This window comes from Mycobacterium sp. IS-3022 (assembly GCF_001500065.1).
GTDB lineage: Bacteria > Actinomycetota > Actinomycetes > Mycobacteriales > Mycobacteriaceae > Mycobacterium.
In genome coordinates, this window is record NZ_LQIN01000001.1 from 240,722 (window position 1) to 256,781 (window position 16,060).

Below are 16,060 nucleotides of genomic sequence, written 5' to 3' on the forward strand. Positions count from 1 at the left end.
GGTGGCAGACGGTGACCGCGGCGGCAGTCGCAACGGTGGCGTCCGGCGGCTCGTCATAGTCGAGTCGCCGACCAAGGCGCGCAAAATAGCTGGTTACCTGGGCTCCAACTACATCGTCGAGTCCTCCCGGGGGCACATCCGCGACCTGCCCCGCAACGCCGCCGACGTGCCCGCGAAGTACAAATCGGAGCCGTGGGCCCGGCTCGGGGTGGATGTCGACCACAACTTCGAGCCGCTCTACATCATCAGCCCCGAAAAGAAGAGCACGGTCGCCGAGCTGAAAGACCTGCTCAAGAACGTCGACGAGCTCTATCTGGCGACCGACGGCGACCGCGAGGGCGAGGCCATCGCCTGGCATCTGCTCGAGACGCTCAAGCCACGCATCCCGGTCAGGCGGATGGTGTTTCACGAGATCACCGAGCCGGCCATCCGGGCCGCCGCCCAGGACCCCCGCGACCTGGACAACGACCTGGTCGACGCGCAGGAGACCCGCCGCATCCTGGACCGGCTGTACGGCTACGAGGTCAGCCCGGTGCTGTGGAAGAAGGTCGCACCGAAGTTGTCCGCGGGCCGGGTGCAGTCGGTGGCGACGCGGATCATCGTCCAGCGGGAACGCGAGCGGATGGCGTTCCGCAGCGCGGGCTACTGGGACGTCACCGCCGAACTCGACGCCAGCGTGTCCGACCCGCAGGCGGCCCCGCCCACCTTCACCGCGAAGCTGAACACCGTCGACGGCCGGCGGGTGGCCACCGGACGTGACTTCGACTCGCTGGGCCAGCTCCGCAAGCCCGACGAGGTGCTGGTGCTCGACGAGGCCGCCGCGAGTGCGCTGGCCACCGGCCTGCGCGGGGCACAGCTGGCGGTCAGCTCGGTGGAGCAGAAGCCCTACACCCGCAGGCCGTACGCCCCGTTCATGACGTCGACCCTGCAGCAGGAGGCGGGCCGCAAGTTGCGGTTCTCCTCGGAGCGCACGATGAGCATCGCGCAGCGGCTCTACGAGAACGGCTACATCACTTATATGCGCACCGACTCGACCACGCTGTCGGCAAGCGCCGTTGAAGCCGCGCGCAACCAGGCCCGCCAGCTCTACGGCGAGGAATACCTGCACCCGACCCCGCGGCAGTACACCCGCAAGGTGAAGAACGCGCAGGAGGCGCACGAGGCCATCCGGCCCGCCGGCGACGTCTTCTCCACGCCCGGCCAGCTGCACGGCCAACTGGACACCGACGAGTTCCGGCTCTACGAACTGATCTGGCAGCGCACGGTGGCCTCGCAGATGGCCGATGCGCGCGGCACCACGCTTTCGCTGCGGATCTCCGGCCAGTCCTCGGATGGGCAGCAGGTCGTGTTCAACGCCAGCGGTCGCACGATCACGTTCCCCGGGTTCCTGAAGGCCTACGTCGAGAGCATCGACGAGCAGGCCGGCGGCGAGGCCGACGACGCCGAGAGCCGGCTGCCTTCGTTGCAGCAGGGCCAGCGCGTCGACGCCAAGGACCTCACCGCCGACGGGCACAACACTTCCCCGCCCGCCCGCTACACCGAGGCCTCGCTGATCAAGGCGCTCGAGGACCTCGGTATCGGCCGGCCGTCGACATACTCGTCGATCATCAAGACCATCCAGGACCGTGGTTACGTCGTGAAGCGGGGTAGCGCGCTGGTGCCGTCGTGGGTGGCGTTCGCCGTCATCGGACTGCTCGAGCAGCATTTCAGCCGTCTCGTGGACTACGGGTTCACCGCGGCGATGGAAGACGAGCTCGACGAGATCGCCGCCGGTCACGAGCGACGGACCAACTGGCTCAACAACTTCTACTTCGGCGGTGAGCACGGAGTCGAGGACTCGATCGCCCGGGCGGGCGGGCTCAAGAAGCTCGTCGGGGTCAACCTCGAGGAGATCGACGCTCGAGAAGTCAACTCCATCAGGCTCTTTGACGACGCGCAGGGCCGTCCGATCTACGTGCGGGTGGGCAAGAACGGCGCGTACCTGGAGCGGATGGTCACCGGCGACGACGGCGAGCAGACCCCGCAGCGGGCCAACCTCAAGGACGAGCTGACCCCCGACGAGCTGACGCTGGAGCTCGCCGAAAAGCTGTTCGCCACACCGCAAGAGGGACGATCGTTGGGCGTCGACCCGCAGACCGGGCACGAGATCGTCGCCAAGGACGGCCGCTACGGTCCGTATGTCACCGAGGTGCTGCCCGAACCGCCGGACGACGGGGAGGCCGGTGCACCGGCGAAGAAGGGCAAGAAGCCGACGGGCCCCAAGCCGCGCACCGGGTCGCTGCTGCGCTCGATGGACTTGGAGACGGTCACGCTCGACGACGCGCTTCGGCTGTTGTCACTGCCGCGGGTGGTCGGTGTTGACCCGAACACCGGTGAGGAGATCACCGCGCAGAACGGACGCTACGGTCCGTACCTCAAGCGCGGCAACGACTCTCGTTCACTGGCCACCGAAGAGCAGATGTTCGACATCACGCTCGAGGAAGCGCTGAAAATCTACTCGGAGCCGAAACGCCGTGGGCAGCGCGCGGCGGCCCCGCCGCTGCGTGAGTTGGGCAACGACCCGGCGACCGGCAAGCCGATGGTGATCAAGGACGGCCGGTTCGGCCCGTACGTCACCGACGGAGAGACCAACGCCAGCCTGCGCAAGGGCGATGACGTGCTGTCGATCACCGACGACCGCGCCGCGGAGCTGCTGGCCGACCGGCGGGCGCGGGGTCCGGTGAAGCGGACCAAGAAGGCCGGAGCCAAGAAGTCGCCGGCGAAGAAGAAGGCGCCCGCGAAGAAAGCGGCCAAGAAGAGCTGACGCGCGAACGTGAGCTGGCGCTCCAAATCAGCGTGATTCTTCGGTCACAATCTCGCGTTCGGCGTTGGCCGCATCGGGGCTGACCAGATTCACCGGCCTGGCCAACTGCGTCGGCGCGGTGCGTCCGCGCAACTCGACGATCTCGCCGACGTCCCAACACAGCGCTTCGGCGTCGAGCGCCCCGCTGACTGCGATCGCCGAGGCCAGCACGTGCCCCTCTTCCAGTTTCGCCAGTTCGGTGAGCCGCGCCGCCTCGTTGACCGGATCACCGATCACGGTGTATTCGAAGCGTGCCTGGGCGCCGATGTGCCCGGCGATCGCCCGGCCTGCCGACACCCCGATGCCGAACTCGGTCTGGCCCAGCACCTCGATCAGCTCGTCGTGCAGTTCCCGGGAGGCGGCGAGCGCCGCTCCGCACGCATCCGGGTGCTCGATCGGTGCGCCGAAGATGGCGAGCGCCGCGTCGCCCTGGAACTTGTTGACGAAGCCGCCGTGCCGGTTGACGGTGTCGACCACCACGCGGAAGAAGTCGTTGAGCAGGTTGACGACCTCGGAGGCCGGGATCGTCGCCGCCAACTGCGTCGAGCCGACCAGATCGACGAACAGCACCGCGACGTCGCGCTCCTGACCACCCAGTTCGGTCCCGCGTTCCAACGCGCGGCGGGCCACGTCCTCGCCGACGTAACGACCGAACAGGTCCCGCAACCGCTGTCGTTCGGCCAGGTCGCGGACCATGTCGTTGAAGCCGGCCTGCAGCAGACCCAGCTCGCTGGCGTCGTAGATCTGCATGTGGGCGTTGTAGTTGCCCCGCTGCACCTCGCCGAGCGCCCAGCGCAGCTGGCGCAGCGGGTCGGCGATCGACATGGCCACCAGGACGGTGCCGGCCAACCCGACCACCAGCGCGGAGATCGCGAGGATCAGGATCGGCGTGGTGAGGCGGTGGGCGGGCGCGGTGAGGATCTCGAACTTGCTGGCCACCAACGCCAGCACGATCGCGATGATCGGCACGGCGGTGGACAGCACCCACGTCATCACCTGGCGCGCGATCACCCCCGGCGCCCGGAAGTTCTCCGGTACGCCACCGCGCAGGGCGGCCACGGCGACGGGCCGCAACACGCGCTCGGACTGCAGATAACCGATGATCGCGGTCGCGGTGGCGCCCAGTCCGGTGGCGACAGCCACGACGGGCGCCGATTTGCTGGCCACCGGCCAGCTCGCGACGATGAACACCACCGAGCCGAGGAACCAGTTCACGACGTTGATCACCGACCGGTAGAACGGCATCTTCAGAGCCCTGGTGCGGGCCACCTCGGTGTCGGCGGGGTCACCGCGGTCGCCGAGGAGCATGTCGCGGCGCTGCCAGCGCATCACCGGGATCAGCAGCCGCAGGCTCCAGTACGCGGCGACGGTGAACGAGACGAACAGGAAGCCGAGGAACACCGCCAGGTTGAAGGCGGGCAGATCCTGCAGTTGGATGCGGTCCTCGGGCGGCAGGCCGAACCTCAGGAAGCTCAGGACCAGCAGGGCGCCGATGATGTCGGCCTGCACCATGCCCAACGTGAAAACTGGCCACGGGGTGCGCGCGGCCCAGCGGACGAATGCGCTGATTCGCCCGATCGGTTTCGCGTCCATGGCCACGCGTCAACCGTATCGGGCGTCGGTGACGTCTACGGGTGGTGTGAGACGGACGTGTCGGTTCGCAGCATTACTGTTATCTGCGATGGGCGGTGTCTTCTCGCGTCTGGTGGGTCAGCAGGCCGTGGAGGCCGAGCTGGTGGCCGCGGCACGCGCCGCGCGGGGTGAGGCGGCTCACACCGGCCTCGTCACCGGGACCATGACACACGCCTGGCTCATCACGGGCCCGCCGGGCTCGGGTCGATCGGTGGCCGCGTTGTGTTTCGCGGCCGCACTGCAATGCACAGCCGAAGGTGCGCCGGGCTGTGGTGAATGCCGCGCATGCACGACGACCATGGCCGGCACGCATGCCGATGTGCGTCGCATCATTCCCGAGGGACTGTCGATCGGCGTCGACGAGATGCGCGGCATCGTGCAGATCGCCTCGCGGCGGCCGGGCACCGGGCGGTGGCAGATCGTGCTGATCGAGGATGCCGATCGGCTCACGGAGGGCGCGGCGAACGCACTGCTCAAAGTGGTGGAGGAGCCTCCGCCGTCGACGGTGTTCCTGCTGTGTGCGCCGTCGGTGGACCCGGAGGACATCGCGATCACCCTGCGGTCGCGGTGCCGGCACGTGGCGTTGGTGACGCCGAGTGTGGACGCCATCGCGGACGTACTGGTCGAAAGCGACGGGCTGCCGGAGGCCGACGCCCGATGGGCGGCGTCGGTCAGCGGCGGCCATGTCGGCAGGGCCAGGCGTCTGGCCACCGACGAGGCGGCCCGCGAGCGCAGGAAGCGCGCGTTGGGGCTGGCGCGGGACGCGGCGACTCCCTCGCGGGCTTACGCCGCGGCCGAGGAGTTGGTGAGGACGGCCGAGGACGAGGCGTTGGCGCTGACGGTGGACCGCAACGAGGCCGAGACGGAGGAGCTGCGCACCGCACTCGGCGCGGGCGGCACCGGCAAAGGCACGACCGGCTCGCTGCGCGGAGCGGCGGGTGCACTGAATGCCCTTGAGCGACGGCAGAAGTCGCGCAAGACGCGGGCATCACGCGATTCACTCGACCGGGCGTTGATCGATCTCGCGACCTACTTCCGCGACGCGCTGCTGGTGGCCTCCGGTGCGGGGGATGTGCAACACCACCATCCCGACATGGAGGATGAGGTCGCCAAGATCGCCGCGCATGCATCGCCGGAGAAGCTGTTGCGGTGCATCGAGGCGGTGCTGGAATGTCGCGAGGCGCTGGCGGTGAACGTCAAGCCGAAGTTCGCGGTCGACGCGATGGTCGCCACCGTCGGGCGCGCACTGCGTGACTGAGTTGGGTCCGCGACCGGCCCTGCCGTAGACTCGTGCCGCCGCTACGGCGCTTGGCTCCTCGCGCAAGCGCTCGTCGGACGGCACGCCACCTTAGCTCAGTCGGCAGAGCGGCTCACTCGTAATGAGCAGGTCAGGAGTTCGATTCTCCTAGGTGGCTCCAGTTCTTTCTCGCCGAGCGCACGCTTGGTGTCCCGTCTCGGAGAGTTTGCGTACCTCAACCGTGCGCTCGGTGCCGGTACTCATCCTCCAGCATCCTGATGCGTGCGCCGATCGCGTGGGACTCGGCGTTGGTGCGGTGCATGATCTCCTGCAGTTGCCACAGGCCCCTCTCTGCGATGACCATGCGCAGACGGTCGCCGTTGTCGTCCGCGGGGAGGCTGTCAGCGGCCTCGACGACCCACCTGCGCAAGTCGTCGAGATCGCGGCGGCCGGCGCCCACCGACTGCGCGGAGTTGTCGACTTCGGTTGCCAGTCGCCGGTCCAGTTCGGTTAGCCGACCGATGACGCGCCGGTGCTCGGTGTTGGCCTCGTCGTACTCGGTGGCAGCGCGGCCGGTCCACCGGAAACCCGGTGCGGCCGACTCGAGGTCGGCCTGCAGCCCGCGCAGCGCGCTGCTGTTGTCGTACTGCGCGCCGGTCTGCGGGGCGCCCTCACCATGGGTCCGGCGCACGTTCGACCAAGTCGTCAGGAACGCGTCGATCTCGCTCATCGGTCAAGTATCTCAGCCCGCCGGGCTACCTCGGCGCCACGAATCCGACCGGCCCAGAGGCGATGCACACCGACAACGCCGCGGTGTTCGCGCGCACCTCGATCGCGTCTCCGGCGCCCGGCAGTCGGACGAACACCCGATTCAGGCCGGGCCGGACCGGCACTTTGACCTCCTGGCCCTCCGACAGCGCCATCATCATCGAGCCGTCGCTGTTGGCCAGGTAGTTGATCTCTGCCGTCCAGTCGGCCGGCAGCAGCGGGCCGTCCAACGGCATCCGGACCGGGGCATCGGGTTGCACCAGATATCCGCAACCCGGCGCCGGCCCGGGTGCGATGCTGCGCACCCACGTGACCATCGCGTCGACCACGCGACCCGCATTGTCCAGCATGCGCAATTCCGGTGTGGCCGCGGCAAATTCAGGACGGTTCGGCAGCAGCGCGAACATGTGGCTGGAACGGTTCTCCGGCCCCACCACCCGTTGCAACACCATGGGGTCGACCTCCTGGTCGAGCATCGGCGCATCGGACATCTCGGCGGCCTCGGCCAACCCGGCCACCGCATTCTGCAGATACGGATGCGCCGGATTGTCGCGCCAACTCGTCAGGAACGTCGCGGTCGAGTACAGGCTGCTCGCCACGAAAGCTGCGGTCAGCGAACAGATCACGGCCGTGCGCGCGCGCGACGCGTCCAGCCATTGTGACCTCTCCCGGTTCGGCGCACACAGTCCGACCGCCGCCAGCAGCGCCAGCACGACGACCAGATCCGGAAGGTACCGCAGCGTCTGCGCCAGCTCCAAAGCGGTGAACTGCGACGACCGCATCAGGTAGATCGGGATCTGGCAGGCCACCGCGTAGCCCGCGGCCGCCAGCCACACCGCGCCGATGCGTCGCTTGCGCAGCACCGTCACCGCAACCACTGCGGCCAGCGCCACCCAACCCAACACCATCACAGTCTGCGGCGGTGTTCCCCACGGCGATGCCGGGGCCCAGCGCTGCCAGTCCCACGGGCCGCCGACCAGGCCCGGCACGATCCCGTGCGTCACCGACCGCGCGAGCAGGTCCCACGTCATCGTCAGATCCATGCTCCAGCGCTTCTGATCGACCACGACGAGGTAGACGACGATCCATCCGGCCGTAATCAGCAGGGACGGTACCCACAGACGGATACCTTTGCGCCACACCGCTTTCATCGATGCGGTATCGGTCACATGCGCTAACAGCGCAGCCACCGCGAACGCGACGAACGGAATCACCGCCGCCTTCTCGAAGAACAACAACCCACCGACATACACCACCAAACCCGTCGCCGCGTAACGCCACCTACCGGTGCGGACCAACAGGATCGCGTCGCCGCACACCCACGCCATCGCGGCCAGCATCGGCAGTGAGTTCAGCGCCGCGGCCCACCACGCGAATCCGGGTACCGCCAGCGGCGTGAACAACGCGAAGGTGAACGGCAGCAACAACACCGGCCGCCAACCGAGGATCACGTGCAGGGCCCGCAGCAACGCCAACGAGGCCAGCAACTGCAGGACCAGCAGGCTGATCGCCGGGCCAACCCAGTTCAGCGGCGCCAGCCGGGTGATGCCGCCCGCGACGAGGAACGCCGCGGGCATGACGTGGCCGTCGTGGTCGTCGAACAAATATGCCGGCGACAACAGTGGCTGCGTGCCGGCGCGACCGATCAGGATCAGATCGTCCCAGTAGAAGTAGCCGCCGAACGCAAGCACCGCCCGGATCGCCAACTGCACGACGACCAAGACGACGGCGGTGCGAGCGACCCAGGTGCCCGACCACGAGTTACCGGGGATAGGCATCCCCTGCTTGCCGGCGAGCGGTCCACGCGGACCGCACCATTTCCTCCAGCGAGTGCCGCATCTGCCAGTCCAGGTCGCGCGCCGCCAGGTCACCCGACGCGACGATGCGCGCCGGGTCGCCGGGTCGGCGCGCGGCGATGATCGGCTCGAAATCGAAGCCGGTGACATCGCGGATCGTGGTCATGATCTCGCGAACCGAGGTGCCGCTGCCGCTTCCGAGGTTGTAGACGGGCTCGATCGGCTCGCCGGCGGCCAATCGCCTCGCCGCGGCGACATGCGCGAGCGCCAGATCCGACACGTGAATGTAGTCACGCACGCAGGTGCCGTCCGGGGTCGGGTAGTCCGCGCCGTTGATCCGCGGCGTCTCGCCGCGGCAGAGCATGTCGAACACCAGAGGAAACAGATTGTGCGGGCTGACGTCGAACAGATCCTCCGACCCCGAGCCGACCACGTTGAAGTAGCGAAGGCTCGTGTGCCGCAGTCCGCATGCACGGGCGGTATCGCGAATGATCCACTCGCCCACGAGCTTACTGACGCCGTAGGGCGATTCGGGTGCCGTCGGTGTCTGCTCCGTGACGATGTCGACATCCGGTGTGCCGTAGGTGGCCGCGCTGGACGAGAACACCATCTTGTCGGTGCCGGCGGCTTCCATCGCCTTGAGTAGCGTGACTGTTGCCGACACGTTCTGCTCGTAGGTGTGTAGCGGTTGTTGCACCGAGACGCCCGCGTACTTGAAGCCCGCGATGTGTACGACGCCGGCCACGCGATGCTCGTCGAGTGTACGGGCGACAAGTCGACCATCGAGCAGGCTGCCGCGCACCAGGGGGACGTTCGACGGAACGAATCGCTCGAGGCCGGTCGAGAGGTCGTCGATCACCACCACGGGCATGTCGGCGGCCGAGAATGCGCGCACCACATGCGAACCGATATATCCCGCGCCACCGGTCACCAGCCAGGTCATTCGATCATCCTCACCCTCGGAACGGCCGCCAGCATACGGACGATCTCGGTCCGCACCCTCGATCACCCTGTGCGCTGACGTGACAGCGCGCGCAGGTGCACCGCGATGCCGACCAGCGGCCCGCACAGCAGCGCGAACACCGTGCGGGTCTGCAAGTCGAGTGGTAACAGCAGCAACAGCGTCGAGGCAACCGTGGCCGACACCCAGCCCAACGAATACGCGCGATGCAGCGACGCCGCCACCGCCGCCGCACCGGTCAGCGTGAGCAGCGCTATCGCGGTCGCCCCGGCCGTCAGCCAGGCCAGCAGCGCGCCGTCGGCCCGGTACTCCGCGCCGAACCCGCTGCGCAGCAACCACGGCCCGACCGTCCACGCGGCGAGCATGCCCAGCGAACCGACGCCGACCACGAGGACCGTGGGGGCCGCCAGCGCGCGCAACCGGTGCGCGCGCTCGTCGACGAAGTGGGCGATCAAGTTTCCCTGCATCGCCGTGAGCGGAACGAGCAGCGGCGCCCGCGTCAGCGTCACGGCGAGGATCACCACGCCTCCGGCCGCGCCGAGGTCGCCTGACGTCGCCTTGAGCAGCACCGGAAATCCCATCACAAGGATCGCGCTGGCGCCCGCCGCGGCGATCGAGTGCATCGCGCCGCGCAGGAACGTCGCAGTCCGAACCGGGGTCAGCAGGCCGGCGGCGTGCCGGGTGGAAGGTGAGGCGATCAACATGAGCAGCCATGCCACCGCACCCGCCACGGTGGCCCACAGGTAGCCGACCAGCCCCCAGCCGATCAGAAACGTCGCGATGGCCACCAGCACCCGCAGTCCGGCGTCGGTCACCATCAGCGAGCCGTAGGCCGTCCATCGGTTCAACCCCGCGAGTATCCCGAGAAGCGTTGCGTGCAAGCAGAACCCGGCCAGCCCGACGGCCAGCAACGCGATCGACGTCCACCGTGATTCGACGAACACGTGCTCCGACCACAACGGTGAGCTCACCGCGATCGCCGCCGCCGACACGACGCCCACGACGGCGGCCACCCGCAGCGGACGGGTATGTGGCCCGTCGGGCGCCTCGAGATCACCGGCGGTGCGCACCTCTCGGGTGGCCTCCTGCAGCAGGCCGAACGCGGCGCCCGTGACGAGTCCGAACGCTCCCCAGAACACCCCGAACACCGAGAAGCCCGCCGGCTCGAGGTCGCGGGCGGCCAGATACAGCACCGCGTAACCGCACAGCGCGGACACGGCAGTCGCCGCACCGACCCGAGCGACGCTGCTGCGCGCGACCGGACCGGTCGGCGATGTGCCGCTTGCGCTGAGCGCATCGAACGGCGCGCCCGCATCCGTCACGGCGGGTCCAGCGCGGGAAGGTCGGTCGAATACAACCAGCGGTCCCACAGCGGCCGCAGTGACGTGTTCGTGTAATGCGAAGCCAGGCCGGTGAAATCGTCGGACACCACGGTGCTGTGCCGGTAGCGCGCAGTCCAATCCTGCAGTAGGGCAAAGAAGTTGACATCACCGAGCTGACGCCGCAGTACGTGCAGCGTCAGCGCGCCGCGTTTGTACACCCGGTCGTCGAACATGTCCCGTGGACCGGGATCGGCGAGGACGAGGTCCTGCCGCGAGTTTGCGAGCCGCTGATGGTAGTGCCGCGCCCAGTCCTCGGCGCTGCGGCCGCCGGAATTCTCCGACCATAGCCACTCGGCGTAGCAGGCGAACCCTTCGTGCAGCCAGATGTGCCGCCACCGTTTCGCGGTCACCGAGTTGCCGAACCACTGATGGGCGAGTTCATGTGCGATGAGCCGCTCGGCGCGGCGGCTGCCGTCGCAGTGGTTGGCGCCGAAGATCGAAATACCTTGCGCCTCCAGCGGGATCTCGAGATCGTCGTCGGTGACCACCACGGTGTAACCGTCGCCCAGCGGGTAGGCCCCGAACAACTCGACGAACAGCTTCATCATCTGCGGCTGGCGGGCGAAGTCGTGTTCGAAGTTGCCGAGCAACCGACTTGGCAGCACTGCGTCGATCGGAATGCCGTTCTTGGCAATGCGATGCCGGTCGTACATCCCGATCTGCATCGTGACCAGATAGGTCGACGTCGGCTCCGCCAGCTCGTAGGTCCACGTCGTCATCCCGGCCCGCGCACGCCGGGACACCAACTCGCCGTTGGCGATCGCGCGATACGGGCTCTCGGTGGTGATCTGGACGCGAAAGCTCGCCTTGGCGCTCGGATGATCGTCGCAGGGAAACCATGACTGTGCGCCGTTCGGCTGGCCGGCGACCAGGGCGCCGTCGGTCAATTCCTCGAATCCGACGTCACCCCACAGTGAACGGATCGGCCGTGGGACGCCGCCGTAGCGCACGACGATCGTCATCGCCGCGCCTGCCGGCATCGTGTCGCGCAATGCGATGTGCAACTTGCCCGTCGAGGTGTGAAACCGTTGCGGTCGGGCGTCATTGACGGTCACCTTCGTCGCCGACAGCGTGTCGCTGAGGTCGAGGGTGAAGGTGCGCAACGCCGCAAGCGTGACCGCGGTGATCGTCGCCGTGCCCGAGAGCCTGTTGATCGTTACCTTGTACTCGAGATCGAGTTCATAGCGCGACACCCGGTAACCGAAGTTGCCGCTGGCCGGTACGTACGGGTCGATGACCAGTGGCGGCTTCTTCTTGCTGCTCGTCACGCTGCCGTTGTTCTGGTCGAAGGTGCCGACGTACCACGGCGCTTCTTGCGCGGCGCAATCCACGGCGCGATGGGATTGCCCTGCCAGCGGGTCGACGGGGGCACCTCATCGCCACGCATCACGAGCGAAGCGGGGCCGACGGTCGCTCCGGCACCGATGCGCGCCGCGGGCAGTGCGACACAATGCGTACCGAGTGTCGAACCGCGTTCCAGCACAACGGTGTCCATCCGCATGATCCTGTCGTGGAACAGGTGGGTCTGCACCACGCAGCCGCGGTTGACGGTGGCGCCCGTCTCGAGGGTGACCAGGTCGGCCTCCGGCAACCAGTACGTCTCACACCAGACGCCGCGGCCGATCCGGGCGCCCAGTGCGCGCAGCCACAGGTTCATCACCGGCGTGCCGCTGGCGGCGCGCGCGAACCACGGCGCGGCGACGGTTTCGACGAAGGTGTCGGAGACCTCGTTACGCCAGACGAACGGCGACCACAGCGGATGCTCGCCGGCCTCGATACGCCCGACCACAAGCCATTTCGCGATGACGGCAGCGATCCCGGCGACCGCGCCCGCCGCCAGCAGCACCGCGCCGCCGGCCAGCACAGCCCACCCCCAACCGGCATGCACGGCCAGCCACTGCAGGGCCAGCAACACCGCGACACCGATGCCGAACGTCACGATCAGCGGAACGACCCGGCACGTCTCGACCAAGCCGCGCAGCAGCTTCAGCCGCGCCGACGGCGCGAAGGTGCGCAGCGCGTCGGCGGCGGTCGGTTTGCGGCGCAACCTGACCGGCGGACTGCCCAGCCAGGACGACCCCGCCTTGGCCTTGCGCGGGGCCGCCGACAGCACCGCGACAAGCCCGTCGTCGGGCACTCGGCGGCCCGGTTGGGTGATGCCCGAGTTGCCGAGGAAAGCGCGCTTGCCGATTGTCGCCTTCGCGACGTGGATCCAGCCGCCGCCGAGCTCATAGGACGCCACCATGGTGTCGTCGGCCAGGAACGCGCCGTCCTCCACCACCGTGAACTTCGGGGTGAACAGTGCCGTCGAAATCTCCGTTCCGCGACCCACTTTGGCGCCGAGGAGTCGCAACCACCACGGCGTGAGCAGGCTTGCATAAATCGGGAAGAGATACGTGCGTGCGGCGTCCATCAGGCGTTCGGTGGCCCAGAGCTGCCATCCGATGCGGCTGCGCACCGGGCGATAACCCTCCCGCAGTCCCAGCGACAGCAGCCGCACTCCGGTCACCGTCAACACCGCGTAGGCCGCCACCGCAGCCAGCGTCGCCACCGGCGTCCACAGGACAGCGGGCGCAATCGCGTCCGTCACCGACTCGGTATCGCGGACGCCGTAACCCAGCACGGCCAACCCGACCGCGATCGCGAGCAGCGGCAGCCCGCCGAGGAACAGGGACGTGACGCCGTAGACCGCCACCCACAGCGGGGCCCGGCGCGGGCGGTGGTCCGGCCACGGATGCCGCGCCTTTCCCGACTTCACCGCGGGCGAACCCTTCCAGTACTGACCGTTTTTCACCTTGCCGACGACTCCGGAGCCGGGGGCCACATCGGCGTTCTTTCCGACGACGGCGCCGGGCAGCAACGTCGTGCGCGCACCGATGGTCGCGTCGTTTCCGACGGTGATCGGCCCGACGTGGAATCGGTCGCCGTCGATCCAGTGGCCCGACAAGTCGACCTCCGGCTCGATCGAGCTCCGGTGCCCGAGCTTGAGCATCCCGGTCACCGGCGGAGTCGAGTGCAGGTCCACGCCCTTGCCGACCTTGTTGCCCAGTGCGCGCGCGTAGAACACCAACCACGGTGCGCCCGCGAGGTTTTCGGCGCCGCTGGCTTCGGCGATCCGCTCGGCGAGCCACACCCGCAGGTGGACGGGGCCGCCGCGCCGGTAGGTGCCGGGCTCCACCCCGCCGAGCAGCAGTCGGGCGCACAGCGCCGCGATGCCCATCCGGCCGAGTGGAGTGACGAACAGGACGAAGCCCATCCCCACCCACCACCAGTTCAGCGGCGCGGTCCACGGCACGAGGCCGGCCAGAACGTTGTTGGCCAACGCCAGCCATACCACCCACTGCAATCCGGTCAGCGTGGCCAGCGGAAGCGACAACGCCACCTGGGCCCCCTGCGTGAGATGCGACGTCGGCTTCACCTCGCGCGGACCCACCTGCGGTGGTGGTTCGAGTTCCTCGAGGAAGCTCGCCAGCGATCCCAGCCGGGGATGGTCGTAGAGGTCGCCGACGGTCACCTGAGGATGGCGCCGGCGCAGCGCGGCGACCAGTTGCGCCGCCGACAGTGAGCCGCCGCCGAGCGCGAAGAAGTCCGCTTCGGGGCCGTCGACCGGGGCGGCGAGCACGTCGCGCCAGAGGCCGGCGAGCCAGCCCATCGTGCCCGTCAGGTCGGCGCCGTGGTCTCCGGCGTCAGTTCGCGCAGGGTCGATCGGCCACGGCAAGGCGTCGCGGTCGACCTTGCCCGAGGTGCGGGTCGGCAGCTCGTCGACGAGCACGAGTCGCGGGACCAGCGCTGCCGGCAGTGTCTCGGCCAGCGCGACGCGCGCCTTGGCGAGGTCGAACGACGGGTCGGCGCTGGCGACATAGCCGACCAGCAGCGGCGTGCCACTGGCCGTTCGGCGCACCGCCGCTGCACCGCCGCTGACGCCGGGCAGGTTGACCAGTGCGGCGTCCACTTCACCCAGTTCGATGCGCCGGCCGCCGACCTTGACCTGGTCGTCGGCGCGACCGACGAAGTAGAGGCCGTCGCGTTCCAGCCGCACCAGGTCACCACTGCGGTAGCCCCGGGACCAACCCAGCAACGGCATCGGCGCGTATTTCGCCGCGTCCTTGTCGGGGTCCAGATAGCGCGCCAAGCCCACCCCTCCGATGACGAGTTCGCCCACCTCGCCGTACGGCACCGGCTCACCGTTTCGATCGACCACGGCCAGGTCCCAGCCGGCCAGTGGCAGCCCGATGCTCACCGGGCCGCCACCGGTCAGGCGGGCGGCGCATGCCACGACGGTCGCCTCGGTCGGTCCGTAGGTGTTCCACACCTCGCGGCCCTCGACGGCGAGCCGGTCCGCCAAATCGGGTGGGCAGGCTTCACCGCCGAAGATCAGCAGGCGCACCGCCTCGAGTGCCTCCGCGGGCCACAGGGCGGCCAGGGTCGGCACCGTGGACACCACCGTGACGTCGCGCGCGACGAGCCACGGCCCCAGATCCATTCCGCTGCGCACCAGCGACCGCGGCGCGGGCACCAGGCAGGCTCCGTGCCGCCAGGCCAGCCACATCTCCTCGCATGACGCGTCGAACGCCACGGACAACCCGGCCAGCACGCGGTCGCCCGGACCGATCGGATTGTCCTGCAGAAACATTCGTGCCTCGGCATCGACGAACGCGGCGGCGCTGCGATGGGTGACCGCGACACCTTTCGGCGTGCCGGTCGAGCCGGACGTGAAGATGATCCACGCGTCGTCGCGACCCAGTGGCGACACCGCGCGCCAGCCCCGAGAAGAACCGGGCCCGCGGGAAAGTCCCGCTTCGGTGATGATGGCCACCACGTTGGCCTCGGTGAACACCAGTTCGGCCCGCTCCTGCGGATCGTCGGCGTCGACGGGCACATAGGCGGCACCGGTGGCCAGGGTCGCCAGGATCGCGACGTACAGCGCGTAACTGCCCGATGGCATGCGGATGCCGATCCGGTCGCCGCGGCCGATGCCCCGCGCGGCCAGCCACCGCACGCTGTCCTCGATGTCGGTGATGAGTTCGGCGTAGGTGAGCTGCACCTCGCCGTCGTCGATCGCGGGCGCTTCGGGATAGCGGCCCGCGGTTTCGTAGAGGATGTCGATGAGCGTGCGGGGCGCCGGTGCCGCCGGGGACAACAGGTATTGAGGCGGTACTTCCGGCGGCAACTCCCCAGTCACGGCTACAAAACTACTCAGCGTCGGGGTTGTGTTGCCCGCGCCGCACGCGGCGGGTGATCACGATTACGACAACGCCGGGACGTGGTCCGCCGACGACGTCGTCGACAGCAGGTTTGATTTCCCCCGGTTTCGGTCATTCGCAGGTACCTGGCAGAATCGGCTGCGGAGGGGAGTATTCCTTCGCCGCGGTGTCGTCATCACGTCGGCCGTCATCGGACGACCGGTGCTGCGGGCCGACACGAGCCGTCGTGGCGGTGGAA

At 68.7% G+C, this 16,060-nt stretch carries 9 protein-coding genes and 1 tRNA gene; 3 read left to right on the forward strand and 7 right to left on the reverse strand.

The annotated features are described in order from the left end of the window. Position 1: 1 nt before the first annotated feature. A complete protein-coding gene (gene topA, locus AU188_RS01160) occupies positions 2-2,803 on the forward strand; it encodes a type I DNA topoisomerase (RefSeq protein WP_059162252.1) in 2,802 nt (933 codons plus the stop codon). Positions 2,804-2,830: 27 nt separating this feature from the next. Here topA and AU188_RS01165 read toward each other — a convergent pair whose 3' ends face one another. Further along, positions 2,831-4,435 carry an adenylate/guanylate cyclase domain-containing protein gene (locus tag AU188_RS01165; RefSeq protein ID WP_172799374.1) on the reverse strand — a complete coding sequence of 535 codons (1,605 nt, stop codon included), beginning with the start codon at positions 4,433-4,435 and terminating at the stop codon, positions 2,831-2,833. An 88-nt stretch (positions 4,436-4,523) separates the two neighbouring features. Between AU188_RS01165 and AU188_RS01170 the strand changes: the two genes are divergently transcribed. Then, complete coding sequence (locus tag AU188_RS01170; protein ID WP_059161871.1) at positions 4,524-5,732, forward strand: DNA polymerase III subunit delta'; 1,209 nt, start codon at positions 4,524-4,526, stop codon at positions 5,730-5,732. An 84-nt stretch (positions 5,733-5,816) separates the two neighbouring features. Next, a tRNA-Thr gene (locus AU188_RS01175) sits at positions 5,817-5,892 on the forward strand. A gap of 54 nt (positions 5,893-5,946) precedes the next feature. On the opposite strand, the gene AU188_RS01180 is transcribed toward AU188_RS01175, so the two are convergent. The 6 genes from AU188_RS01180 to AU188_RS01205 all read right to left on the reverse strand — a co-directional run bounded on the left by AU188_RS01180 (position 5,947) and on the right by AU188_RS01205 (position 15,800). Continuing rightward, positions 5,947-6,441 carry an EspA/EspE family type VII secretion system effector gene (locus tag AU188_RS01180; protein WP_059161872.1) on the reverse strand — a complete coding sequence of 165 codons (495 nt, stop codon included), beginning with the start codon at positions 6,439-6,441 and terminating at the stop codon, positions 5,947-5,949. Positions 6,442-6,466: 25 nt separating this feature from the next. Further along, a complete protein-coding gene (locus AU188_RS01185) occupies positions 6,467-8,257 on the reverse strand; it encodes a hypothetical protein (RefSeq protein ID WP_082686425.1) in 1,791 nt (596 codons plus the stop codon). After that, complete coding sequence (gene galE / locus AU188_RS01190; protein WP_059161873.1) at positions 8,241-9,218, reverse strand: UDP-glucose 4-epimerase GalE; 978 nt, start codon at positions 9,216-9,218, stop codon at positions 8,241-8,243. The genes AU188_RS01185 and galE overlap by 17 nt, the downstream gene beginning before the upstream one ends. A 62-nt stretch (positions 9,219-9,280) precedes the next feature. Then, a complete protein-coding gene (locus AU188_RS01195) occupies positions 9,281-10,558 on the reverse strand; it encodes a polysaccharide biosynthesis protein (protein WP_059161874.1) in 1,278 nt (425 codons plus the stop codon). Next, the gene (locus tag AU188_RS01200) at positions 10,555-11,886 is read right to left on the reverse strand and encodes a M1 family metallopeptidase (protein ID WP_059162254.1); all 1,332 of its coding nucleotides are present in this window, start codon (positions 11,884-11,886) and stop codon (positions 10,555-10,557) included. Before AU188_RS01200 ends, AU188_RS01195 begins: the two co-directional genes overlap by 4 nt. Further along, on the reverse strand, positions 11,883-15,800 hold the full coding sequence (locus tag AU188_RS01205; RefSeq protein ID WP_059161875.1) for a Pls/PosA family non-ribosomal peptide synthetase: 3,918 nt from the start codon (positions 15,798-15,800) through the stop codon (positions 11,883-11,885). Before AU188_RS01205 ends, AU188_RS01200 begins: the two co-directional genes overlap by 4 nt. Between the last annotated feature and the right edge of the window lie 260 nt (positions 15,801-16,060).

Coding starts and splice junctions, on each gene's coding strand:
- galE (WP_059161873.1), bottom strand. CDS start 9,218: ATGACCTGGCTGGTGACCGGTGGCGCGGGATATATCGGTTCGCATGTG.
- AU188_RS01180 (WP_059161872.1), bottom strand. CDS start 6,441: ATGAGCGAGATCGACGCGTTCCTGACGACTTGGTCGAACGTGCGCCGG.
- AU188_RS01165 (WP_172799374.1), bottom strand. CDS start 4,435: ATGGACGCGAAACCGATCGGGCGAATCAGCGCATTCGTCCGCTGGGCC.
- AU188_RS01170 (WP_059161871.1), top strand. CDS start 4,524: ATGGGCGGTGTCTTCTCGCGTCTGGTGGGTCAGCAGGCCGTGGAGGCC.
- AU188_RS01185 (WP_082686425.1), bottom strand. CDS start 8,257: ATGCCTATCCCCGGTAACTCGTGGTCGGGCACCTGGGTCGCTCGCACC.